At 30.2% G+C, this 26,025-nt stretch carries 16 protein-coding genes; all 16 read left to right on the top strand.

Going from position 1 to position 26,025, the window contains the following annotated elements; genetic code table 11:
• The first annotated feature begins 111 nt into the window (after nucleotides 1-111).
• On the top strand, nucleotides 112-1,122 hold the full coding sequence (locus A3M9_RS0108810; RefSeq protein WP_027308910.1) for a LacI family DNA-binding transcriptional regulator: 1,011 nt from the start codon (nucleotides 112-114) through the stop codon (nucleotides 1,120-1,122).
• Nucleotides 1,123-1,236: 114 nt separating this feature from the next.
• Nucleotides 1,237-2,589 (top strand): ABC transporter substrate-binding protein, encoded by a 1,353-nt coding sequence (locus A3M9_RS0108805; protein WP_035166231.1) that lies wholly within the window; start codon nucleotides 1,237-1,239, stop codon nucleotides 2,587-2,589.
• 74 nt (nucleotides 2,590-2,663) lie between these two features.
• Nucleotides 2,664-3,557, top strand: a complete 894-nt coding sequence (locus A3M9_RS0108800; protein WP_027308908.1) for a carbohydrate ABC transporter permease — start codon at nucleotides 2,664-2,666, stop codon at nucleotides 3,555-3,557.
• A 13-nt stretch (nucleotides 3,558-3,570) separates the two neighbouring features.
• Nucleotides 3,571-4,422 (top strand): carbohydrate ABC transporter permease, encoded by an 852-nt coding sequence (locus A3M9_RS0108795; RefSeq protein WP_027308907.1) that lies wholly within the window; start codon nucleotides 3,571-3,573, stop codon nucleotides 4,420-4,422.
• A gap of 150 nt (nucleotides 4,423-4,572) precedes the next feature.
• Nucleotides 4,573-7,788 carry a hypothetical protein gene (locus A3M9_RS0108790; protein WP_027308906.1) on the top strand — a complete coding sequence of 1,072 codons (3,216 nt, stop codon included), beginning with the start codon at nucleotides 4,573-4,575 and terminating at the stop codon, nucleotides 7,786-7,788.
• 19 nt (nucleotides 7,789-7,807) lie between these two features.
• Nucleotides 7,808-9,145, top strand: coding sequence for a glycoside hydrolase family 30 beta sandwich domain-containing protein (locus tag A3M9_RS0108785; protein WP_027308905.1), 1,338 nt, complete (start codon nucleotides 7,808-7,810; stop codon nucleotides 9,143-9,145).
• 74 nt (nucleotides 9,146-9,219) lie between these two features.
• Complete coding sequence (locus A3M9_RS0108780) at nucleotides 9,220-10,566, top strand: GH1 family beta-glucosidase (RefSeq protein WP_027308904.1); 1,347 nt, start codon at nucleotides 9,220-9,222, stop codon at nucleotides 10,564-10,566.
• A gap of 51 nt (nucleotides 10,567-10,617) precedes the next feature.
• On the top strand, nucleotides 10,618-12,498 hold the full coding sequence (locus tag A3M9_RS13545; RefSeq protein ID WP_370882855.1) for a hypothetical protein: 1,881 nt from the start codon (nucleotides 10,618-10,620) through the stop codon (nucleotides 12,496-12,498).
• The gene (locus A3M9_RS15065) at nucleotides 12,483-13,355 is read left to right on the top strand and encodes a GH36-type glycosyl hydrolase domain-containing protein (RefSeq protein WP_370882856.1); all 873 of its coding nucleotides are present in this window, start codon (nucleotides 12,483-12,485) and stop codon (nucleotides 13,353-13,355) included. Before A3M9_RS13545 ends, A3M9_RS15065 begins: the two co-directional genes overlap by 16 nt.
• 212 nt (nucleotides 13,356-13,567) lie before the next feature.
• Nucleotides 13,568-14,521 (top strand): sugar ABC transporter permease, encoded by a 954-nt coding sequence (locus A3M9_RS0108770; protein WP_027308903.1) that lies wholly within the window; start codon nucleotides 13,568-13,570, stop codon nucleotides 14,519-14,521.
• Nucleotides 14,522-14,531: 10 nt separating this feature from the next.
• On the top strand, nucleotides 14,532-15,428 hold the full coding sequence (locus A3M9_RS0108765; protein ID WP_198011958.1) for a carbohydrate ABC transporter permease: 897 nt from the start codon (nucleotides 14,532-14,534) through the stop codon (nucleotides 15,426-15,428).
• Between the two features lie 70 nt (nucleotides 15,429-15,498).
• Nucleotides 15,499-17,142 carry an extracellular solute-binding protein gene (locus A3M9_RS0108760; RefSeq protein ID WP_027308901.1) on the top strand — a complete coding sequence of 548 codons (1,644 nt, stop codon included), beginning with the start codon at nucleotides 15,499-15,501 and terminating at the stop codon, nucleotides 17,140-17,142.
• 123 nt (nucleotides 17,143-17,265) lie between these two features.
• Nucleotides 17,266-19,188, top strand: coding sequence for a histidine kinase (locus A3M9_RS0108755; RefSeq protein ID WP_084424735.1), 1,923 nt, complete (start codon nucleotides 17,266-17,268; stop codon nucleotides 19,186-19,188).
• A complete protein-coding gene (locus A3M9_RS0108750) occupies nucleotides 19,166-20,722 on the top strand; it encodes a response regulator (RefSeq protein ID WP_027308899.1) in 1,557 nt (518 codons plus the stop codon). The genes A3M9_RS0108755 and A3M9_RS0108750 overlap by 23 nt, the downstream gene beginning before the upstream one ends.
• A gap of 236 nt (nucleotides 20,723-20,958) precedes the next feature.
• Nucleotides 20,959-22,701, top strand: coding sequence for a methyl-accepting chemotaxis protein (locus A3M9_RS13540; protein WP_027308898.1), 1,743 nt, complete (start codon nucleotides 20,959-20,961; stop codon nucleotides 22,699-22,701).
• Between the two features lie 234 nt (nucleotides 22,702-22,935).
• Nucleotides 22,936-26,025: carbohydrate binding domain-containing protein (locus A3M9_RS0108740; protein WP_027308897.1), on the top strand; the 3,090-nt coding region annotated here is incomplete at its 3' end.

Below are 26,025 nucleotides of genomic sequence, written 5' to 3'. Positions count from 1 at the left end.
AAATTTACTGAAATTTTTTAATATAATATATTGACGTATTATGCGTTATACTGTTATAATAAAAATATATTACGAAATGGGTTTCGAAAAAAGAATAAGAGGTGTTAATACTTGACAGTTACAATATATGATATATCAAAAGAAACAGGGTTTTCACCAACAACAGTATCAAAGGCTTTAAACAATTATCCAGATGTAAGTGAAAAAACTAAAAAAATAATTTTAGAGAAGGCAAATGAAATGGGGTATATCCCTAATTCCCACGCAAGAATATTAACTACAAAAAAGTCTTGGACTATAGGAATACTATTCGATGAAAAGTTAAACGTAGGTATGAAACATCCGTTTTTTAACGCTGTTATAGAAAGTTTTAAGAAAAATGTAGAAGCAAGAGGTTATGACCTATTATTTATATCAAAGGATATAGGTGGCGACAGAATTACCTATTTAGATCACTGCAAAATTAGGGGCGTGGATGGAGTAATAATAATAACTTCAGACCCTCAAAACAACGAAATACAGGAACTTATAAACAGTGATTTTCCCTGTGTTTTAATAGACAATGAATGTAGTAGAGCAAGCAGTGTTCATTCAGATGATATACAGGGGTGTTACTTAGCAATTGAATATCTTTATTCTTTAGGACACAGAAGAATAGCTCATATTTATGGAAGTTTAGATACCTTTGCAGGTCAAGCAAGATATAATGAGTTTTTAAACGTTATAAGAAGATTTAAATTAGAAAAAAAGGATGAATATTTAGTAGATGGGGGCTATTTCTCCTATGAGGGTGGTTATAATGCTATGAAAAAGCTCTTAGAGTTAAAGGAACCACCAACTGCAGTATTTGCATCAGGAGACTTTATGGCAATTGGAGCAATAAATGCAATTAAGGATAGGGGATTAAGGGTACCTCAAGATATATCAGTAATTGGATATGACGATTTAGATTTATGTAAATATATAACTCCAAAGCTTACAACAATAAGACAGAACACAGATTTGATAGGAGAAAATGCAGCAGAGATATTAATTAATGCTATAGATAAAAAAAATAGCAGAACATCTGTAATTGTTCCAGTTGAATTAGTTATTAGAGATTCCTGTGAATCTTTAATATAAAATTTATCCTTTTTCTTTTTTAATGTATTCGAAACCGGTTTCGAAAGAAATAATAATCTAAGTATGTAGCACAAAAGTGTTACTATAAAAAAATAAAAAGAGGGGGCAAATTTGATGAAAATTAAAAAGTATTTAGGTATCTTATTGTCAACAGTGCTTGTAACAACATCACTTGTTGGTTGTGGACCTAAAAAAACAAGTGAAAACAAAGAAAAATTAGAAGTGGATAAGACAAAGGTATTAAGAGTTTGGTCCTTTACAGACGAACTTAAAGAACCACTTAAGTATTTTGAACAAAAATATGGCATCAAGACTGAACTAACAATTGTACCAACAGAAAACTATGCTTCAAAGCTTCAACCGGTTTTAGACAGTGGAGTTGGAGCACCAGATGTATTCACAGCAGAAATTGCGTGGGTAAAGCAATGGATTGATTTACCATATTGGGAAAACTTATCAGGTGAACCATATAATGCTGATAAATGGGCAGATGATTATGTTCCTTACGTTTATAACATAGGTAAGGATATGAATGGAAACGTAAAGGCATTATCTTGGCAAGCAACTCCAGGTGGATTTATATATAAGAGATGGATTGCAAGAAAAGTTTGGGGAAATGATGATCCAGCATTTGTAGCACAAAAGCTTTCATCAATGGAAAACTTTATGAAGGCAGCTGAAGAATTAAAGCAAGCAGGATATAAGATTCTACCAGACGAAGGTGCTATCCGTTGGTTTGCTAAAGGTTCAGATCCAAAGCCTTGGGTAAATGAAAAGAATGAACTACAACTAACTCAAGCACAAATAGATTTTATGGACTATCAAAAGAAGCTACGTGACAATGAATATACAGCACTTGCTCCAGAATGGTCACCAGCTTGGTTTGCTTCAATGCAAGGACAAATACCAATAAATGCTGGTTGGGAAAAGGACGTAAACAAGGTTAAGGGAAATAAGACTGAAGTTTTTGGTTATGTAATGCCAACTTGGGGATTACACTATGTAATTAAACCAAATGCAAAGGAAACAGCAGGCGATTGGGGATTAACATCAGGACCATCTCCATACTTCTGGGGAGGAACTTGGATAGGTATATATTCAGGTTCAAAGAACAAAGGAGCTGCTTGGGAATTTGTAAAGATGATGACTCACGATGAAGAGTTCTTAAATTGGTGGTACAAGAAAACAGGAGACCTTTTATCATATAAGCCAGTAACAGAAAAGGTAAAGGACACAGCAAAGGATGAATTCTTAAAGGGACAAAACCATTATGAATTCTTCTTAAAGGAAGCAGAAAAGATAAATCCAAATATTGTTACAAAGTATGATCAAGGTATAGATACTATATGGGGTAATGTAGTAAAGGAATACATCGAAGGTAAGAAGACAAAGGATGCGGCAATAAATGAATTCTATAAACAGGTTAAAAATGCATACCCTGAAATAAAAACTCCATTAGATAAATAATTAATTTTTGAAAATTGTATAATAGGTGAACTTATGTTCACCTATTATATTAATTTAAAGAAAGAGGGTGTACTATGAATTCCAGAAATAAATACGGATATTTATTTATAGCTCCATTTTTTATTGTTTTTAGTATATTTGGCATTTATCCAATACTTCTTTCTTTATATATGAGCTTCACAGATTATAAAGGTATTGGTTCTCCTTTTAATGCAAATTGGGTAGGATTACAACAATATGCAAGACTATTAAAGGACACATATTTCCTTCAAGCATTTATAAACACTTGGAAAATATGGGGAGTAAATATAATTCTTCAATTAGCACTGGCGTTAATTCTTGCTGTAATTTTTTCAGACGTAAGATTAAAACTTAAAGGGGTTAGTTTATATCGTGCAATATTTTATCTACCTAATTTAATGACAGTTTCATCTGTTGCACTACTTTTCTTATTCATTTTAGATTGGCAGCACGGTGCATTAAATGGTTTGCTGCTTAAGGCTGGATTTATATCAAAACCTGTTAACTGGTTAGGACAACCACAAACAGCACAGCTATCGGTTTCATTAATACAAACTTGGCTTTGGTTTGGTCATACATTTATTATAATTTTTGCTGGTATAGAAGGAATTTCAAAGGATTATTTTGAAGCAGCTATGATAGATGGTGCAAGTAGAACTCAGACCTTCTTTAAGGTAACACTACCACTATTAAAACCTATAATGATTTATGTTGTTATAACATCATTGATAGGTGGATTACAGTTGTTTGAAATACCTTTCCTAATGTCTCAAAATGGTCTTGGTGGACCTGAGGGCTCATTAGTAACAATGGTTTTATATCTATATAATCAAGCATTTAAATACCGTAACTTTGGATATGCCGCAGCAGTTGCATATGGTCTATTCTTTATAATATTAATATTCTCCATATTCGTATTTAAGGGTATGTTCAAGGAAGAGGCCTAAGGAGGTGTGAGTTTTGAATAAAAGAAATTTTATAAGAGGAATATTATATGCAGCTTTGACTTTACTTGCTTTAATTTGTTTAATACCTTTTGCAATGATGATAATAAATTCAACACGTTCAAATACAGAAATAGTAAGAGGATTTACATTAATACCTGGTAAGAGCCTAATTGAGAACTATAAAAATATGATGTACCATATGGATGTTTCAGATGGGGTATTTAAAGGAATATGGTTAGGATATAAAAACAGCTTTATAATTGCCATATCTGTAACAATATTAAGTGGATATTTTTCGGCATTAACTGCATACGGTTTTTATGCTTATGATTTTAAGGGTAAAAAGGTGTTATTTATTCTAATTTTAATTATGATGATGATACCAAGCCAATTAGGTTTACTTGGATTTTATGAATTAAACAAGGCTTTAAAAACTTTAGATAGCTATATTCCACTTATAGTACCATCTATAGCTACACCATTTACAGTATTTTTTATGCGCCAATATTTAGTTTCTACAATGCACCCTGCTCTACTTGAGGCGGCAAGAATTGATGGTGCAAATGAGTTCTCAATATTCCATAAGATAGTATTACCTATAATGCTTCCAGCAATTGCAACTATGTCTATATTTACATTTATAGGAGCTTGGAACAACTACTTGATACCACTAACAATAATTGTTTCACCACATAAATATCCACTACCAGTACTTATGGGATATCTAAAGGGCGGTAAGGTTTCAGAAAACTTAGGTTCAATGTACCTTGCAATTTCAATGTCAGTTGCTCCAATTATAATTGCATTTATGTTCCTATCAAAATATATAATAAGCAGTATATCTGCAGGTTCTGTTAAGGAATAAAATATTATAACCTAATAAAAATTAAAATTTTTCTTAGGTTTATCCTCTTTATTTAGGGTGTTAATCATAAAAAAATGTTGTTTTAGACATAAAAGAGGTTGACTTTAAACACTTCATAAATATAGAAGTTTTTATTAAGGGAGGATAAATATGAATAATTATTACTTTGATAAAAAAAACAGATTTGTAATAGAAAACTTCAATAATTCAAAACCCTTTTCAAGCTTTTTGCCAGGTATCGCAGGTGAAAAGGGAATTCCTATGTGGATTTTTTATGTAAACAGAGGCCAATGTATTTCAGCCTTTGGTATAAAAAACAAGGATAATCCAATAATGGAGTTTTTCCCAGCATATAAGTGTTATCAAAATGTACAGAGCGTTGGTTTTAGAACATTTATAAAGTTTGATAATAAATCTGTTTACGAACCATTTTTAAATATTAGAAATAATGAAAACGTAACTCAAAAGATGTATATAGGTATGAATGAATTGGAGATTGAAGAGATAAATAATGAAAATGGCATTCAAATAAATGTGCTTTATTATATGTTACCACAGGAAAAAATAGCTGCACTTGTTAGAAAAGTTACAATTAAAAACATATCAAAGGGTAAAAAGAAGATTGAAGTTTTAGATGGTATGCCAGCCCTACTTCCTTATGGTGTGAGTGATGGAGGGTTAAAACAGGTAGGAAATACACTTAAGGCGTGGATGGAAGTATATAATCACGAAGAGGGTACACCAATTTTCAGAATGAGGTCATCATCAGAAGATAGTGTAAATGTAACTGAGTTTAAAGAGGGTAATTTTTATTTATCATTTAAAAATGTAAATGGAAATAAAGAGTTAATAAAGCCAATAGTTGATGTAGATTTAGTATTTGGTATGAATACGTCTTTAAGCTTTCCAGATGGATTTGCAAATAATTCTATTGAAGATATATTATGTAGAAAACAAATTACTTCAAATAAAGTTCCTTGTAGTTTTGCAGCAGCAAGTGCTGAATTAAATGCTGGGGAAACTATAGAGTTATATTCTGTTGTTGGGCATACGCCAGAGGTTTCAGTTTTAGAGAGCTATAAAGATAAATTTACTAGTGATTTATATATAAATAACAAATACTTAGAGGGTAAAGAAATAATAGAGAAAATAACAGATGATATATATACAAAGACATCCTCTAAGTTATTTGATGAATACTGCAGACAAAGCTATTTAGACAATATATTAAGAGGTGGATATCCTGTTGTTTTCAATAACGGGGATAAAACCTTTGTTTACTATATGTATTCAAGAAAACACGGAGATTTAGAAAGAGACTACAACTATTTTTCACTTCAGCCAGAATACTATTCAAGTGGAAATGGAAACTATAGAGATGTAAACCAAAATAGAAGAAATGATGTATTCTTTAGACCAGAGGTAAAGAGCTATAACATAAAGACCTTTATGAATTTAATTCAAGCAGATGGATATAATCCTCTTGTTATCAATGGAGTTAAATATAGAGTAAATACAAATGACTTAAATTTTGTAGATGAATTGGTGGAAGAAGGAAATACTTTAAAGGAATTTTTAACTAATTCATTTACACCAGGAAAGCTATTTACTTTTATAGAACAAAAGAACATAAAGCTTAAGGTTTCAGAAGAGGAACTGCTTAAAAGGATTATGGAAAATGTTGAAGAAGAGGTGGATGCAGTTCACGGAGAAGGCTTCTGGACTGACCATTGGACATACAATTTAGACTTAATTGAAAACTATTTAGAGGTTTACCCTGATAAGAAGAGAGATTTATTATTTAATGAATATGACTACACATATTTTGACAACAGTGAGGTTGTACTTCCAAGGGAAAGAAGATATGTATTAGCAGGTGACAAAGTAAGACAATATAATTCATTGGTTGAAGATAAGGAAAAGAAAAAGCTTATAGAAAGCAGGAAAACCTACAAAAATTTAATGAGAGCCAACAAAGGTTTAGGAGAAATATACAAAACAAATCTTATTGTAAAATTAGTAAATCTTGCTTGTGTAAAATTTGCAACAATAGATCCATATGGTATGGGGATTGAAATGGAGGCAGGAAAACCTGGTTGGTATGATGCATTAAATGGTTTACCTGGACTATTTGGTTCTTCAGTTGCAGAGGCCTATGAGCTTGTTAGACTATCTAATTTCATAATTGATATATTAAAGGAATATAAAGAGGCAGAAATTAAATTGCCTGTTGAAGTTTTTGACTTAATAGAAAAGGAAGTAGAGCTTTTAGATAATTATAACAAGTCACAGGAAGAAGATAGAGACTATAAGCTCTGGTCAAAGATGTCTGATTTACGTGAAAAATATAGAGAAGAAGTTAAATTTGGTTTTGAAGGAAAAGAAATTTCAGTAAATGCAGAGATACTTGCTAATAAGATTTTAGAGCTAAAGAATAAATTAGAATCTAAATTAGAAAAGGCAAAAGAAGAAAATGGAGGCATTATGCCAACGTACTTCTACTATGATGCTGAAGAGTACGAAGTTATTGAAGATAAAAGTGAAGTTGAAGAAGATGAAAGTACACAAAGATACGTTAGAGTACTTAAATTCAGACAACATAGAATGCCACTATTTTTAGAGGGAGTAGTTAGAGGATTTAAAATCTATAACGATAGAGAGCTTTTAAGTAATGTTTACAATAAAGTTAAAGAAAGTGATTTATTTGATAGAAAACTAAAGATGTATAAAGTAAATGCGTCACTTAACAACGAGACAATAGAGATTGGTAGAGCAAGAGCCTTTACACCAGGTTGGCTTGAAAATGAATCAATATGGCTTCATATGGAATATAAATATATGCTTGAGATATTAAAGAGTGGTCTATATGATGAGTTCTATAGTGACTTTAAAAATGTTTTAATTCCATTTATGGATCCAAGCATATATGGCAGAAGTCCACTTGAAAATTCATCCTTCTTAGCAAGCAGTGCTAATATAGATGAATCAATACACGGAACTGGATTTGTTGCAAGATTAAGTGGTGCAACTGCAGAACTTTTAAGCATATGGAGACTTATGTTTGTTGGTAAAAAACCATTTGATATGAGAAATGGAAAACTAACTTTAAGCTTTAATCCTATTCTGCCAGAATGGTTATTTGACGAAGAAAACAAAGTTAGCTTCAACTTCTTAGGAAGATGTAATGTTACTTACTACAATCCAAATAGAAAAAATACCTATGAAATAGATTCTTCAAATCAAAGAATAGTGCTTTACCTAATAGATGGGGGTAAGGTTGAAATATCAGGAAATGTAATTGAAGAAGAATATGCAATTAAAGTGAGAGAAGGAAAAGTAAATAAGATAGATGTTTATCTACAATAAACCTTTTATGGAGGTAAAAATGAAAAGGGAGTTTAAAGTTTATTTAACAGCAAGGGATACCGATGATAGGTTAACCTTTAAAGGAACGAAATCATTAGAGTTAAATGAAACTTGTGATAAGGCTATTGAGGTTTTTGAGGATGAAACATTTCAAACTATAGAAGGGTTTGGTGGAGCTTTTACTGAAGCTGCTGCATATAACTTCTACAAATTAGGAGAGCAAAATAGAAAAGAAATATTAAAGGCATATTTTAGTGATGAAGATGGAAACGGATATAACCTCTGCAGAACCCATATAAATAGCTGTGACTTTTCATTAGGTAACTACGATTATGTAGAAGAATATGATGTAGAGCTTAATAGCTTTAATATTGAAAGGGAAAGAAAATACGTTATTCCGTTTATTAAAGAAGCAAAGGATGTTTCTAAGGAGGAGATTAGAATATTTTCTTCTCCTTGGAGCCCACCTGCTTGGATGAAGACAAATGGTGAAATGAACAACGGTGGTAAGCTAAAGGATGAGTATAAGGATGCTTGGGCTCTTTACTTTGCAAAATATATAAAGGCAATGAAACAGGAAGGAATAGATATTTGGGGCATTACAGTTCAAAATGAACCAGAGGCAACCCAAGTTTGGGATTCCTGTAGGTATACAGCAGAAGAGGAGAGGGATTTTGTTAAATATCATTTAGGGCCAACTTTATGTAAAGAGGGTTTAGAGGATATAAAGGTCATTGTTTGGGACCATAATAGAGACCTATTGTATGAAAGAGCAAAGGTTATTTTATCTGATAAAGAGGCTTCAAAATATATATGGGGTGTTGGATTCCACTGGTATTCAGGTGACCAATTTAAAAATCTTGAAAAGACACACAGGGATTTTCCAGATAAGAAACTTCTATTTACAGAAGGATGCCAAGAAGGTGGAGTTAAATTAGGAGATTGGAATGTCGGTGAAAGGTATGGACATAACATAATTGGAGATTTGAATAATCATACAGTCGGTTGGGTTGATTGGAATTTAATATTAGATACACAGGGAGGACCTAATCACGTTGGTAATTACTGTGATGCTCCAATCATAGTAGATACACAAAATGATAAGGTATATTACCAAAGTTCCTACTATTATATAGGTCATTTTAGCAGGTTTATAAAAAGAGGAGCAAAGAGAATAGGTTTTGTTAATCCTTACGAAAATTTAGAGGTTACAGCCTTTAAAAATTTAGACGGAAAAGTTGTTGTTATAGTTATGAATAAATCAGATGAAGATGTGGATTTTAATCTAAATTTAAATGACAAATTTGTAAAGTGTAATAGCATTAAACATTCTATAATGACGCTAATAATGGAGTAATATATGCTGATTAGGCAAGTAACCAGACATAGGAGTTACTTGCCAAATTTATAAGTAAAAAATAGGAGGTAAGTATGGCGAAATATAATTTTCCAAAGGATTTTATATGGGGAGTAGCAACATCCTCATATCAAATTGAAGGTGCCTACAATGAAGACGGCAAGGGTGAAAATATATGGGATAGATTTACTTCTATTCCAGGTAATATATATAAAAACCATAATGGTAATGTAGCCTGTGATCATTATCACTTATATGAAAAGGATATAGAGATATTAGAACAATTAGGTATAAATAATTATAGACTTTCAATTTCGTGGGCAAGAATCTTTCCAAAGGGATATGGAGAGGTAAATCAAAAGGGAGTGGAATTTTATAAAAAACTTATAAATACTTTAATAAGCAAAGGTATACAGCCAGCAGTAACCTTATACCATTGGGACTTGCCACAACATCTTCAAGATATGGGAGGATGGGCAAATAGGAAAGTAGTAGATTATTTTGTTGAATATGCTGAGTTTATGTTTAAGGAATTTGGGGATTTAGTGCCTATATGGATTACCCATAATGAGCCTTGGGTAGTTTCGATGTTGGGTTATGCTTGGGGAATACACGCACCAGGAATTAAGGATTATAAAATGGCATTACAGGTTGCCCATAATGTACTTTTATCACACGGAAAAGTTGTAAGGCTTTATAGAAGTATGGATTTAAAGGGCAAAATAGGTATAACATTAAACCTATTAACATCATATCCATATACAAATGACGAAAAGGATATATTAGCAGCAAAAATTAATGATGGATTTGTAAATAGATGGTTTTTAGATCCAGTATTAAAGGGCAAATACCCTGAAGATATGGTTAAGCTTTATAGAGAACAAAATCTTTTACCTGAACTTCCTGAAGAGGATATGGAGATTATAAATGAAAAAATAGACTTTTTGGGTATAAATTATTATACAAGAAGTGTTGTTAAATATGATGAGGCATCTTATCCTTTGAAGGCTTCAGGAGTAGAGTTAGACAATCCTAAAACTGATATGGGATGGGAAATATATCCTAAAGGTTTATATGATATGCTTAATTACTTGCATCAAAACTATGATGGTATAGAAATATTAATTACAGAAAATGGAGCTGCCTTTAACGATATAGTTAATTCTAATGGTAGGGTAATAGATGACTATAGAATTTTCTATCTAAATGAGCACTTAAAGGAAGTATATAGAGCAATTTCAGATGGAGTAAATGTTAAGGGATATTATCTATGGTCATTTTTAGATAACTTTGAATGGGCTGAAGGCTATGCAAAGAGATTTGGAATTGTGTATGTAGACTATACTAACCAAAACAGAATTATAAAAGACAGTGCATATTGGTATGGAGATGTTATTAAAAACAATGGGTTAAAGGAATAAGTATGGTTAAAACAAGTAATTAGCAATGAAAAATCAAGGAGGTTTATTGTTGTGGATAAAGTTAAATATTGGGAATTTATAAATGAAAATGGTGAATTTGAACTTGAGGATCCTCAAAAAAGCAGTTATCTATATTTTCCTATTGCAAATGAAGCTGGTTTAATGTCATCCATTACACCTACATTAAATGGAGATATTAAGTCAGGTCAGAATACTTTTCTTTTACTTCCTGTATCAGCGGAGGATTTACACAATACAAGAAGCTCAAGAAATTTTTGGATTAACATAAAAGGATATGGACCTTGGTCAGTTAGTGGAAATTCACCAATGCAGATAGGATATACCTTTAGAGAAAATTCTCCTGAAAAAGTTAAATTAGAAGCGGGTTTTTTATGGCACAAGATAACAAGGGAAAATAGTGATTTAGGAATAAAGGCAGAGGTTTTAAATTTTGCACCTGCTGACAATCATAAGGTAGAACTTATGAAGGTTAGTATTACAAATACAGGAGAAGATACTAAAACAATAGTTCCAACTGCCGCAATTCCTATATATGGACGTTCAGCAGACAATTTAAGAGACCACAGACACGTTACTTCACTTCTTCATAGAATTAAAACAACTGATAATGGTGTAGTAGTAAAACCTACACTTTCCTTTGACGAAAGAGGACATAAAATTAATAATGTTATCTATTCTGTACTTGGTGTTGAAGAAAATGGTGAAAATCCAATAGGATTTTTTCCAGAGGTTGAAGAGTTCATTGGAGAAGGTGGAAATTTAGAGTGCCCTGAAGCAGTATTTTGTAATAAAGAGCCATATGCTAAGCCTGGTGATATGTTTGAAGGATATGAAGCAATAGGTGCTATAAGGTTTAAAGAAGTAGAACTTTTAGCAGGGGAAACTAAGACATTTATAGTAATGATGGCTATAAATGAAGATGGTGATGAAACAGAAAATAGAGTGCTTATAAGTAAATATGGAAGCTTAGAAAAGATTGATAGAGCTTTAGATGAGTGTAAAAAATATTGGGATAACAAATTAAAAAGGCCAGAATTTGAGACAGGTGATGAAAAATTTGATAAGTGGATGAAGTGGATTAATCTACAACCAATTTTAAGAAGAATATATGGTTGTTCATTCCTACCTCACCACGACTATGGAAGAGGCGGAAGAGGATGGAGAGACTTATGGCAGGATTGTCTTGCACTACTTATGATGGAACCAGATGAAGTAAGAAAACTTCTATATAATAATTATGCTGGTGTTAGAATAGATGGAAGTAATGCTACTATAATTGGTTCAAAACCTGGTGAATTTATTGCAGATAGAAATAATATAGCAAGAATATGGATGGATCACGGAGCGTGGCCTTTCCTTACTACAAAATTATATTTAGATTTAAGTGGGGATTTAAACTTCTTATTAGAAGAACAGGAATACTTCAAGGATAGACTTGCCAGCAGATGTTCTGATTTTGATGAAACTTGGACGATTGAAGAAGGTAACAAATTAAAAACCTTTGAAGGAAAAACTTATAAAGGAACAATTTTAGAACATATTTTGATTCAACATCTTACTCCGTTCTTTAATGTTGGAATGCATAATAATATTAGGCTTGAGGGTGCAGATTGGAATGATGGTTTAGATATGGCACCTGAAAGGGGAGAGAGTGTTGCGTTCACTGCTCTATATGGAAGCAATTTGATTGAGTTTGCGAAAATATTAAAGGAACTAAAGAAAAGATACTCTGTTAATGAAATAGAACTGGCAGAAGAAATGTTATTACTACTTGATTCATTGAGTTCACCTATAAATTATGATTCTGTTGAGGATAAGGTTAATCTATTAAATAAGTATTTTAATAGCTGTAAGAGTAAAATATCAGGAAGAAAAGTTAATGTATCAATAGATGAATTATCAATGATTTAGAAAGAAAAGGAAATTGGATAATCAATCATATTAGAAATAATGAGTGGATTAAAAACTCTGAAGGTTATGAGTGGTTCAATGGTTATTATGATAATTCAGGTAATAGAGTTGAAGGAGACCATCCAAATGGTACAAGAATGAATTTAACAAGCCAAGTATTTACTACAATGGGTGGAACAGCTACTGATGAACAAATAGAAAAGATAATAAAATCAGCCAACAAATATTTGAAGGATGATAAAGTAGGAGGATATAGATTAAATACTAATTATCACGAAGTTAAAAAAGATTTAGGAAGGCTTTTTGGTTTTGCCTTTGGACATAAGGAAAATGGTGCGATGTTTAGCCATATGGCAGTAATGTATGGAAATGCTCTTTACAAGAGAGGATATGTAGAGGCAGGATATGAGGTGATTAATTCTATATATTCGCATTGTATGAATTTTGAAAAGAGCAGAATATATCCTGGTATACCTGAGTATATAAACGAAAAGGGAAGGGGTATGTACCATTACCTTACAGGTTCAGCAAGTTGGCTATTATTAACTGTGCTTACAGAGATGTTTGGAGTTAAGGGCGAACTTGGAGATTTAGTATTAGAACCAAAATTAATAGATAAACAGTTTGATAATGAAGGCAAAGCCTCTGTTATTGCACTATTTGCTGAAAGAAGTATAAGGGTTCAATACATTAATAGGATCAAATTAAACTATGGACAATATAAAATAGTATCTGTAAGCATAAATGGAAATAAAGTAGAATGCAGTATATGTGGAAATAAAGCAGTGATAGAAAGAAAGGTTATAGAATCATTAGATATTAATAAGCTTCACAATATAGTTGTAGAACTTGCTTAATTAAAAGCACTTTCTAAATCTTTAGGGCGGGTATTCAGTTTGAATTCCTGTCCTTTCTTTCATTGACAGTACTTTCAATAAGTAAGACCATATCCAAAAAAAATGCACCTCATATAAAAAACCATACCTTAAAATGGAAAAATTCATAGAGTAAAATAAATATAGAAAAATAAGAAAATTCGAATGTTTTAGGTATGGAGGAAGGTAAGACGATGGATGTTAAATTAAGCAGCAATGTTGTCGTAAAAAAAAATAAACCGAACAAAATATTAAGTAAATTTTTATCTCAGAAGTATTTGCAGGTTATGGCTCTTCTTGGAGTTATATGGATGATTATTTTCAACTATTTGCCAATGTATGGACTTGTTATAGCGTTTAAAAGGTACAGTATTATAAAGCCAATATCTAAAGCACCGTGGGTAGGATTACAAAACTTTAAAGATTTTTTGACAGATCCAGAGTTTTATAATGTTGTAAAAAATACTGTTGGAATTAGTGCACTAAAGTTATTAATAGGTTTTCCACTCCCAATTATTTTTGCACTCTTTTTAAATGAATTAACTTCAGTAAAGTTCAAAAGGGCTGTACAGACAATATCATATTTACCTCACTTTTTGTCTTGGGTTGTTTTAGGTGGCATATTAACAACTTGGTTATCAGATGTTGGTATAATAAATGAAATATTAATGAAAATGAATATTATAAAGGAGCCTGTTAATTATTTAGCAGAACCTAAGTATTTTTGGGGTATAGTAGTTTTGTCTGATATATGGAAGGAATTAGGGTGGTCGGCAATAATATATTTAGCTGCAATAGCAGGAGTAGACCCTGAAATGTATGAAGCAGCAACTATAGATGGAGCAAGCAGAATACATAGAATGATATACATAACACTACCAGCAATAAAACCAACTATAACAATTTTGTTTATTTTAGCGGTAAGTGGTATTTTAAATTCAAATTTTGATCAAATTTTAGTTTTAAGGAATTCGTTAAACGCCAGTGCAAGTGATGTTATAGATATATATGTCTATAGAATGGGTCTTCAACTTGGCAGATATTCTTATGCAACAGCTGTAGGATTAGTAAAATCAGTGATAGCATTCCTACTACTTCTATCAGCAAATTATGTATCTAAGAAACTCAACGATACATCTTTGTTTTAGGGGGGAAAATATGAAGATTAATATACTAAAAAGAAGAACAACCGGCGAAAAAGTATTTGATACTATAAACGTACTTATAATGCTCATAATTTGTTTTTTAACATTATATCCGATTTGGTATGTGATAGTTAATTCATTTAATGATGGTATGGATGCAATGAGGGGTGGAATCTACTGGTGGCCAAGAAAATTTAGCTTAGATAGTTATAAAGTAGTTTTCTCAAGTCCAGGTATAGCAAAGGCTATGTGGATTACAGTAGCAAAGACAGTTATAGGAACAATAGTGCACGTATTTTTTACAGCTATGGTAGCTTATGCACTGTCTAAAAGGGATTTAATAGGAAGAAAATTTTATATGACATTAGGTACAATTACATTATTTTTCGGTGGAGGATTAATACCATATTATTTATTACTTAAGAACTTAGGCTTTTTAGATAAATTTATAGTTTACATTATACCTGCGATGTTTAGTTTTTATGATGCAATAATATTTATGGCTTTCTTTAGGGAAATACCATCAAGCTTAGAAGAGGCAGCAAGAATCGATGGAGCAAATGATTTTGTTATATTTTTAAAGGTTATATTACCTGTATCTCTACCAGTTATTGCGACAATAGCACTTTTCCATGGAGTATATCAATGGAATGATTACTTTACAGGAATGATTTTTATAAACAATCCGGACCTTCAACCAATACAAACATATTTATATAGAATAGTTGCACAAGCAGGTAGCAATACAGCTATGCAGGCTGCACCTGGCGGAATTGTAACAAGAACAGTAACAAGCCAATCTATCAAACTTGCAACAATGGTTGTTACAACATTTCCTATTGTATGCGTATATCCATTTCTACAAAAGTATTTTGTTAAGGGTATGATGATAGGTTCAGTAAAAGGTTGATGATGTTTGTTGTTTGTTAAAATTCTTTGCTTTAAGCAAAGATATAATAAAAAGAAGAAGGGGGATTAAAATGAAAAAAACAAAACTAACAAAAGTACTATCTCTTCTTTTAGCAATCTTAATGACTGCAACAGTTTTTGCAGGTTGTGGTAAAAAAGAAGAGAAAACTACAGAAACAAGTAACGACACAACTGTGTCATCAGACACTCCAGGATGGAAGCAGGACGCTGACAAACCAATTACATTTGATTGGTATCTAAACTTTTCATGGTTCCCAAATAAGTGGGGGGTTGATTTAACTTCACAATATGTTACAAAGAAGACAGGCGTAAACATTAACTTTATTGTTCCAGCAGGAAATGAAAATGAAAAACTAAACACAATGATTGCTTCAGGTAAACTACCTGATTTTATAACTCTTGGTTGGTGGGAAGACGGCGTTAAAAAGATGATAGAAGGTGGATTAGTTTTACCTTTAGATGAACTTGCTAAGCAATATGATCCATATTTCTTTAAGGTTGCAGACCCAATAAAGTTAGAATGGTATAGACAACCAGATGGACACGTATATGGTTATCCTAATGCATCTTCATCACCAAAGGATTTTGATAAATATAAGGAATTAAAGCCATCAAATCAAACATTTGTAGTAAGAAAAGATATATATGAAGCACTTGGAAAACCAGATATGAGGACACCAGAAGGCTTCTTAAACGCATTAAAGATGGCAAAGGAAAAGTTCCCAACAGTAAATGGACAACCATTAATACCTCTTGGATTGCATGAGTTTACTGAAACAGGAAACTATTCATTAGAAGAATATCTACAAAACTTCCTTGCAATTCCAAAAGAAAAGGATGGAAAGCTTTATGATAGAATGACTGATCCTGAATATGTTAAATGGTTAAAGACATTTAGAAAGGCTAATGAGATGGGACTTCTTGCTAGGGATATATTTGTAGATAAGAGAGCTCAAATGGAAGAAAAGATAGCACAAGGAAGATATTTTGCAATGCTATTCCAAAGAAGCGACTTTGCAGCACAAAACCAAGCACTTTATGCTAAAGATCCAAACTCTGTTTATATAGCAGTTGATGGACCAGCCAATTCAAATCTTGATGCACCAAAGCTTGCTGGTGACGGATTATCAGGTTGGACAATTACATTAATTTCAAAGGATTGTAAGGATAAAGCAAGAGCTATTAAATTCTTAAGCTACTTAATTAGTGAAGAAGGTCAAAAGGATTTATACTTAGGAGAAAAGGGAGTAACTTATGACACTATTGATGGAAAAGACCAATTTAAACCAGAAGTATTAGATTTACTAAACAAGGATAGAGCAGCATTTGATAAAAAATATGGTGCAGCTTATACATTCTGGATGCTTATGGATACAAATATGATGCTTCAATGGGCTCCTCCAACAGCAGAGCCAATGAAGCAATTAGAGGATTGGACAAAGGGTAAGACTGTAAGCTATGCTGTATTTGATGGCATAAATCCAACAGGAGACTCAGATGAAGGTATCGCGGCTAATAAGATAGCAATGGAATGGGGTAAAACACTACCAAAATTATTGTTAGCTAAATCAGATGAAGAATTTGATAAATTATTCAACGAATTCTTAGAAAAGAGAAAACAATATGGATATGATAAAGTATTAAAATATCAAGAACAAAAATATCAAGAAAACAAGAAGAAGATAGAAAAATAATTAAATAATAAACGGTTAAAAACCCAGCAAAACTGGGTTTTTAGCCGTTTCATTAAATATATTTACGTTTTTATTATAGAATTTTATAATTTTAACAAAATATGTTATGAAAGTGGTGTTATATTGGAACCATTAATTTCAACAATAAGAGAAAAGAAGAGGAATTTAATAGAATGGTATGATAATTTATCTCTACAAAATAAATTGGTTTTATCATATATATTGGTAATTCTTATCCCTATTATTATATTTTCCTTTATATTTTTTAAGAGGTTTAAGGATAATGCAATAAGTGATGCTATTAAAAATTATGAATATCTATTAGAGATAGAAAAGGTAGGAATATTAAAAAATATAAATACTATGGAAAATGTGGCTCAAATGGTTATTTCAGATAAGAAATTTATAGATTTTATAAAAAATAGAAAAGAGTCTACTACTGATGAACTAATAGATTTTAATTTTAATGGTGTAGCAAATATATTAAGATTACAAAATAGTAATCCAAATATTGAACACATAAGATTATTTACTAATAATTCATATATAAATGAAATTTGGCCTATAGTTTTTAATGAGTCAAGGGTTAAAAATAAATTATGGTTTAAAAAAACTAACGAATTAAATGGAAGAACGCTTTGGTATTTTCAAGATAAGGATGATGAAGTTGTTGATAGAAAATATAATGCTATTCCTGAAAATTCTGCTAAAATAATGCTTCTAAGAGAAGTAAATTATCCAGAGGATGAACACATAGGTGTTATAGAAGTGGATATGCTCTTGAAGAATTTTTTTCCTAAAATGTATGCAAAAACTCCAAGCCCTCAGTCTCAAATTTTGTTAATAGATAACAAGAGAAATATTTATATGGATTTACAAAATGATTTCTTTAAGCAGAACAAGCTTGAGATTACATATATAAGTAATGAGCTAAATAAGAAAATAAACCAAAATAGGGGGAGCTTTTTTTTAGATAATGAAAATAAATCTATATATGTTATTTATTCTTATGTTGAAGAAATTGATTCATATATAGTTTCAATAATATCTTTAAAAGAAATTTTTACAAAAATATCTCGAATGAGAAACTATATTATATTTATTACTATTTTTTTAACAGTTATTTTATCTATTATAACTAATTTTATTAATTCAATTGTATTAAAAAAATTAAATGCACTAATCCATTCTGTTAAAAGAATAAGAAAGGGAGAATTTGATATTGATATTGATGTTAGAGGCAGTAGAGAAATAGGTGAGCTTGCTCATCACATTAGAAGATTGTTAGATAAAATAAATGAACTTATTGCAGAATCGGTTAATAAAAAGGCTGTTACAAAGGAAGCAGAACTAAGAGCTTTGCAAAATCAAATTGATTCACACTTTTTATATAATACCTTAGAAAATATTAAAATGCTTGCAGAAATAGATGGAAAATACGAAATATCTGATGCATTAACTTCCCTTGGGGATATGATGAGATACAATATGAAGTGGACGAGTGAATATGTATTATTAAAGGATGAAATAGAACATATTAAAAATTATATCGCTTTAATGAATATTAGATTTGATAATAAAATTAATTTAGTTATAAATATTGATGAATCAGTTTATGAACAGGAAATATTAAAAATGTCTCTACAACCAATAGTTGAAAATGCAGTTAAGTATGGAATAAAGGAAGATGAACAATTTACTATTGAGATAAGTGCATATATAGGTTTAAATAATGTGGTTATTGTTATTAAGGATTATGGTAGAGGTATAGATGAAAATAAATTACAAGAAATAAACTATAAAATAAATTTAGATGATGAAACATTTAATAGTAGGTATTTAAATAAAGATAAAACGTTTGGCAATACGAAAAATAGTGGTTTAGGTTTAAGAAATGTTAATCAGAGAATAAAGTTATACTATGGTAAAGAATATGGCATATGTATTGAAAGTAAGGAAGGGATTTTTACAGTAGTTACTGTAAAATTACCTTTGCTGATACTCTCAGGAGGTTTAAATAGCTATGAAAAAAATATTAGTAGTTGACGACGAAAAGAATATTCGACAAGGTATAAAAGCTATGATAGAAAATAAATACCCTAATGTTTATGAGATACTTCTTGCATCAAATGGACAAGAAGCATTGAACTATTATAAAGAGAATAATATAGATATATTGATAACAGATATAAGAATGCCTGTTATGGATGGATTAACCTTAATAAGTAATTTACATAATAATAATATAGAAACTAATATTATTATTTTAAGTGGGTATGATGATTTTAATTATGCAACCCACGCCTTAAGAAATGGAGCAAAGGATTATTTATTAAAGCCAATTAAAAGAAACCAACTTTATGATGCAATTGATAGGATAGAGAAAGAGACAAGAAATAAAGAAAATAGTTTTAATAAAACAAATAAAAATGCAGATGAATTTTTTAATTCCCAAGTAAATTATATTTTATTAAATTCTAATCTAAGAAAAGATGATGTAAATGAACTATGTAAAAAAATAAACTTAGACGTTTTCAAAGACAAGTATTATATATATGTTATAGACAAAGTTAAATGTAATAATTGTCAAATAGATACTAAAGAAGTATTAAAAAAATTAAAAGAAATGCTATCTGAGTATAAAAGAGGTTTAAATGAGGAGTTTGCTGTATTTTTGGATAAGGACGGTAGGGCAGTTGTTATATGTAATAATATTGAGTTACATAGATATATTATTTTAAAATTTGAACAGTGTCATATAACAATAAACTTAGGAATAAGTGAAGAAAGTAGTTATTTAGGGGAATTTAGGGATAAATACTATGAAGCAATTGAATCATTAAAGTATATATTTTTATATGCAAACCAACAAGTTATAAGATATTCAGATATAAAAAATAGAATGGATAATTATATAATTCCTATAAATAAAATAAAAAAGCTAAATAATATGATAGGAACCGATAGAGAAGAGGATATAAAAAGTTGTTTAAGAGAAATATTTGATATAAATGAAATATTAAAATACAAAATTAGTTATATTGAAGAAGTAAATAAAGAAATAAGTGGAATTATAAAAAGCTTTATAACAAATTTAGATAGAGATTTTTATGAAGAATTTAAAGAATATAAAATGATAGAAGACATATATAGCTATTTAAGTTTTCATGAGTATTATAGGACACTTGAAAATTTAATACTTAAATTAAATGAATACATTAATCAAAAGAAATTAGCTTATACTGACAACATATATATAGAAAAGGCTATCAAGTATATTCACGAAAACTATTATAAAGATATAAATATGGCTATGGTATCTAATTATGTTTCTTTAAATTATTCATATTTTTCACAGATATTTAAAGAATATATTGGACTTAATTTTGTTGACTACTTAAAAAAGATAAGGATAGAAGAAGCTAAAAAACTTCTTGAAGATAATGACTATAAAATATATGAAGTTGGTGAAAAAGTTGGTTATAAGAATTCAAAACAGTTTGCAAAAATATTTAAGGAGATGGAGGGTATTTCACCAATAGAATATAGGCAAAAAGTGTATGCCTTAAAATTTAAGTAGGATTTTTGTGCCATATGGGATGCTCTATATGGCTTTTTATTTTTCTAACATTCTATAAATTCAGAAAAAAACACACCAAAAACAAAATATAGACACTAAAACTTAAAAAATTACATTATTATAATAATATTAGAATAGCTATAAAAAGTTAATTTAGTTTTAAAATATATTTAAACTCAAGTAAAATATTTTTCATTTATTGTATTTTAAATTTATCATTAGGGGGATGAATCTGAATGTTAGAAAAGTTAGGTAAGAAACCACTAATAAATAAGTTAAAAATCAGGAGCATTTTATCAATAAAATTACTCTTAAATGTCTTAGTTATTATTGCAATCATAACTTCATTAATAACATCAATGGAGGGATTAAGAAACTTAAACAATACAAATAATGCACTATTTAGTATGTATAGTGATATAGTAATGCCAACAGATTACATACAGAATATAAATAGTTCTTTTTTTGAGATGAGAATAAACGCTTATAAGGCCTTTAGATTAAATGTGTTTAAGGAATATGATAAAAATTACAATATTAACGTTCAAAATTTATATAAGGATATTATGAGTAAAATAAGTGAATATGAAAAGAAACCGTGTACATATGAAGAGAAACAATTAATAGCACAGCTAAAAAATGATATTTCAGATTATATGAAGGTTTGGCAACAGTATAATGAAACTATGGAAAAAAAGGAGGAAATAAACGATTTATTTAAATTTAATACAGTAGGAAATAAGACTCAAAATACAATAAATGAATTAGTTAAAATAAATAGAGATATAGCTAAAGAAATTTATGAAAAAAATCAATATAGCTTCAAACTAACACTTATAAGGGAAATTGTAATAATAGTATTAGGTGTAATATTATTATTATTTATTTCAATAAAAATTATAAAAATTATGGTAAAGGAAATTAAAGAAATAAATGATATAATATATGAGCTATCTAATGCTAACTTTAATGTTAAAATTAAAACCGATGGTAGTAATGAATTTTCTAAGATGAAAAGCCTTTTAAAGGAAATGACTGAAAAGGTATCATCATTAATAAAAAATGTGAAAATTAGTACTGAAAATTTAAGCAAAAACTCAAGTGAATTATCAGCTATATCTGAAGAAATGGCACTATCAACACAAGAATTATCAAAAACAATGCAAAATGTATCGGAAGGTTCATTATCACAGGGAAACCAATTTAAGGAAATAGCAAGTTTAATTACAGAACTATCATATAAAATAGAAAATGTTTATGAAAAGATTAAAGAAGTAAAGAGTCAAACCTATTGTGCAATAGAAAAGGCCTGTGAGGGAAATGAAGAAATGAATAGTTTAGTAAAATCTATAAATGAAATCAGAGGTGCTTTTAAAACTGTTATAGATAAGATAAATAACTTAAATGTTTCAGTTAAAGAAATTAATAAAATAACAAATGTAATAAATACATTATCAGAACAAACAAATCTATTGTCATTAAATGCAGCTATAGAGGCAGCAAGGGCAGGAGATGCTGGACGTGGATTTGCGGTTGTTGCAGATGAAGTAAGAAAACTTGCAGAAAGAACAAAAAAATCAACAGAGGATATATCAAAACTTTTAAAATCAATACAAAATGATACTATAGATGTAATTGAAACATCAAATAATGTGGATAACCTTATTAATCAACAAATAAGTATGGTTGAAAATTCAGTGGTTGTATTTGATAATATTTTGGATTCAGTGCAAAAAATAGAGCCTTTGATGTTAAATACATTTGAAGAAATAAAAAATATGGAAAGAGCAAAGGACAATGTTTTAGATAGACTAAATTTAGTTAATGAAGTCACTAAAGAGAATATAGAGTTTATTGAAGAAGTAGCATCTTCATCAGAAGAACTTTCTTCTTCTTCTGAAGAAGTGGCAGCCACAGCATTATCTTTAAGCAGTATGGCAAATAATTTATCTGATATAGTTAATAAGTTTAGTATATAAAAAATAAAATTATTAAAAGGTTCCCCCTATCTATGTTTACAGATAATAGATTTATAATTTAGTGCCCCTAAAAATATGTTTTTTATTTAGGGGTATATTTTTTTTTGTGTAGAAAAATATACCATCTAAAATAAAGAAACCAAAAGCAAAATACAACGACTTTTATTAATAACAAATGAATATTAAGATAAAATTGATAATTCAGAATAAAAATGTTAAACAAGGGGGGAAAGTATGAAAAAATCAAAAACTATTTTATTAACTTTACTTATTTTATTTGCTGTATCCTTTACTGCATACTGGGCATTAGGGTTTAAAAGATCAAATGTGCCACAGGCTCAAATCAATCAGGAAAAGGTAGCTCAAGACAGTAGTAAAAAGGAAGATACAAATAAAGATGAATCGCAAGATAATTTACAACAACAATCAATGGAACAGAATACAGAACAGAATGATGCAAATAATTCATCTGGCGAAAACAAAAATAATGCAGCTTATACAGGCTCTAATAGTAAAAAGACTGTAGATAATAGCAAAAAAGAGGATACAGATATGAAAAATGAAACTAAGAAGGATAACTGGAAATTAGTTTGGAGTGACGAGTTTAATGGTAAAGAGCTTGATTTAGTAAAGTGGGGATATGACATAGGGAATGCATTATTAGATGCAAATGGTAACAAAATTGCTGATGGTTGGGGCAATAATGAAAAACAATATTACACAGATTCAAAGAATAATGTATATGTAAAAGATGGAAAGTTGATGATTGTAGCAAGAAAAGAAAATGTAACAGATCAGTTTGGAACAACATTAAACTATACTTCAGGAAAGATAAAAACAAAAGGAAAGTACTCTAAAAAATATGGAAGAATAGAAGTAAGAGCTAAACTACCTGAAGACAAAGGTTTATGGCCAGCTATTTGGATGTTACCAGAAAAAGATACTTATGGTGGTTGGGCAGCATCTGGAGAAATTGATATTATGGAGGCTTGGGGAAGTAATCCTAATAAGGTAGCAGGAACAATTCACTATGGTTCAACTTGGCCAAATAACACTTATACAGGAAAAGAGTATTTATTTCCTCAAGGCAAGAGTATAAGCAGTGATTTTCATACCTATGCAATTGAATGGGAACCTGGTGAGATAAGATGGTATGTTGATGGCAATTTATATCAGGTACAAAACAATTGGTATTCAAAGGATCCTATTACAGGCGAGAAATTTTCTTTTCCAGCCCCATTTGACCAAAACTTTTATATAATTTTAAATTTAGCTGTAGGTGGAAACTGGGATGGAGAACCAGATGAAAACACGAACTTTCCAAAGACAATGCAGGTTGATTATGTACGTGTTTATGAACTTGTTGGTAGACAATATAAAACACCAGTAGAACCATTGGTAGAAGCAGAACCATTACCAGAAGATTCAAAATTACCAACAAGTGATGGTAATTATGTATATAATGGTGACTTTAGTAAAAATGAAATTCAAGAAAATGTAGATGGAAGCTTGCCATTTGGAACAGGATGGAATTTTGTTCATGTACCTGATTTTGGTGGTAATGGTAGCGTTTCTATTGACCAAGTTAATGGTAGCAATTTTGCAAAGGTAAATATAACTTCTCCAGGAACACAGGATTATGCTGTACAGCTTATTCAAATAGTTCCAATGGGAAAGGGAAGATGGTATAAATTATCTTTTGATGCAAAGACAGATACAAGTAGGACTATTAATGTAAAAATAGGCGGTGGTGCTGAAAGAGGATGGACATCCTATACGGATAACTTTAAAGCAGAACTTACAAGTGATGTTAAGCATTTTGAAAATGTATTTCAAATGCAGAAGGACTCAGATGCATTCGCACGTTTAGAGTTCCAATTAGGTTTAAGTACAAAACCTGTTTGGATTGGAAATGTAAGACTTGAAGAAATACCAGCTCCACAAATAGATTATAATGCACCAAAGGAACCATTATTAGATGGTAATCATATTTATAATGGTACATTTGATAAAGGAAATATTGACAGGATGACTTATTGGAATTTTGTGGCAAATGAAGCAAAGGCAAGTGCTCAAGTTTTAGAAGAAACAAGGGAATTAAAGGTGGATATTAAAAATGGAGGTACTCGTCCAGAAAATATTGTGCTATATCAAAGAGGTATTCAGTTGTTAAAAGATAATGAATATAGATTAACATTTAAAGTTAGAGCAGATTTACCAAGAACAATTAAAGTAGCATTTTTAAATAAAGATGGTAACATTAATTACCTTGCAGACAATACAGTAAATGTAACTAAATCAATGCAGGAATATACAATTGATTTTAAAATGCAATATGAAAGTGATTTTGAGTCGCAGATAATGTTTAAACTTGGAGGGAATAATTCAAATATTTATATTGATGATGTTAAGTTAATTAAAACTTCAAATCCAATAGACTATTCAAAAATAGAACTTTATCCATTAAAAAATGGAGATTTCTCTAAGGGATTAGAAATGTGGAAGCCATATCCTAATATAGGTGATGGTGCAGATTCTACTATAACAGTAGAAAATGGAGAAGCAAAAATTTCTATAAGAAATGCTGGTCCTAATCCTTGGTCTATATTATTAAATCAAGAAGGATTCAGATTGTATAAGGATGTTGAGTATGTGCTTGCCTTTGATGTTAGAGCATCAGAAAACAGAAATATTGAAGTTGTAATCGATAATGCAACATATTATAGGTATTTTAGCAAAGTTGTTGAAGCACCAAAGGGAAGTGAGATGAAGCACTATGAATTTACTTTTAGAATGGACAAAGATGAAATAGCAAACATTAAGTTCCTATTAGGAAAAACAGATGATACTGTTCCACCTGAGCCACACGATATTTATATTGACAATGTAGTACTTGAGGTTAAATACAATATGCTAAAGAATGGAGATTTTACAGAAGGGACAAAGAACTGGATACACTTTATGGCGAATTGGGAAGGAGCATATTCAACATTTAGTGTAGAAAATGGAGAAGCGAAAATTCATATTGATTTTGAAGGAACACAATTCTGGTCAACACAATTGGCACAGGAAGGACTAAATATTGAAAAAGGTAAAACGTATGTAATAAGCTTTGATGCAAGAGCAAGTATAAATAGGAAGATACAGGTTATAATTGAGAAAAATGGCGAGCCATTTACAAAATATTTAGAGCCACAAGTAGCAGATTTGACAAACGAGATGAAGAGATTTACCTTTGAATTTACAATGAATAATGAAACAGACACAAATGCACATATAGTATTTGCTTTAGGGAAAATAGATGGTAATGAGTTCCCTCTTCAA

Source organism: Caloramator sp. ALD01 (assembly GCF_000472625.1).
Lineage (GTDB): Bacteria > Bacillota > Clostridia > Clostridiales > Caloramatoraceae > Thermobrachium > Thermobrachium proteoclasticum.
Note: the sequence above shows the minus strand (reverse complement) of the source record. Positions and strands in the feature narration are given on the sequence as shown.

Excerpts from the sequence above, each read along its gene's own strand:
- A3M9_RS0108805 (WP_035166231.1), top strand. The coding sequence starts at position 1,237 with ATGAAAATTAAAAAGTATTTAGGTATCTTATTGTCAACAGTGCTTGTA.
- A3M9_RS0108800 (WP_027308908.1), top strand. The coding sequence starts at position 2,664 with ATGAATTCCAGAAATAAATACGGATATTTATTTATAGCTCCATTTTTT.
- A3M9_RS0108790 (WP_027308906.1), top strand. The coding sequence starts at position 4,573 with ATGAATAATTATTACTTTGATAAAAAAAACAGATTTGTAATAGAAAAC.
- A3M9_RS0108785 (WP_027308905.1), top strand. The coding sequence starts at position 7,808 with ATGAAAAGGGAGTTTAAAGTTTATTTAACAGCAAGGGATACCGATGAT.
- A3M9_RS0108780 (WP_027308904.1), top strand. The coding sequence starts at position 9,220 with ATGGCGAAATATAATTTTCCAAAGGATTTTATATGGGGAGTAGCAACA.
- A3M9_RS0108770 (WP_027308903.1), top strand. The coding sequence starts at position 13,568 with ATGGATGTTAAATTAAGCAGCAATGTTGTCGTAAAAAAAAATAAACCG.
- A3M9_RS0108765 (WP_198011958.1), top strand. The coding sequence starts at position 14,532 with ATGAAGATTAATATACTAAAAAGAAGAACAACCGGCGAAAAAGTATTT.
- A3M9_RS0108760 (WP_027308901.1), top strand. The coding sequence starts at position 15,499 with ATGAAAAAAACAAAACTAACAAAAGTACTATCTCTTCTTTTAGCAATC.
- A3M9_RS0108750 (WP_027308899.1), top strand. The coding sequence starts at position 19,166 with ATGAAAAAAATATTAGTAGTTGACGACGAAAAGAATATTCGACAAGGT.
- A3M9_RS13540 (WP_027308898.1), top strand. The coding sequence starts at position 20,959 with ATGTTAGAAAAGTTAGGTAAGAAACCACTAATAAATAAGTTAAAAATC.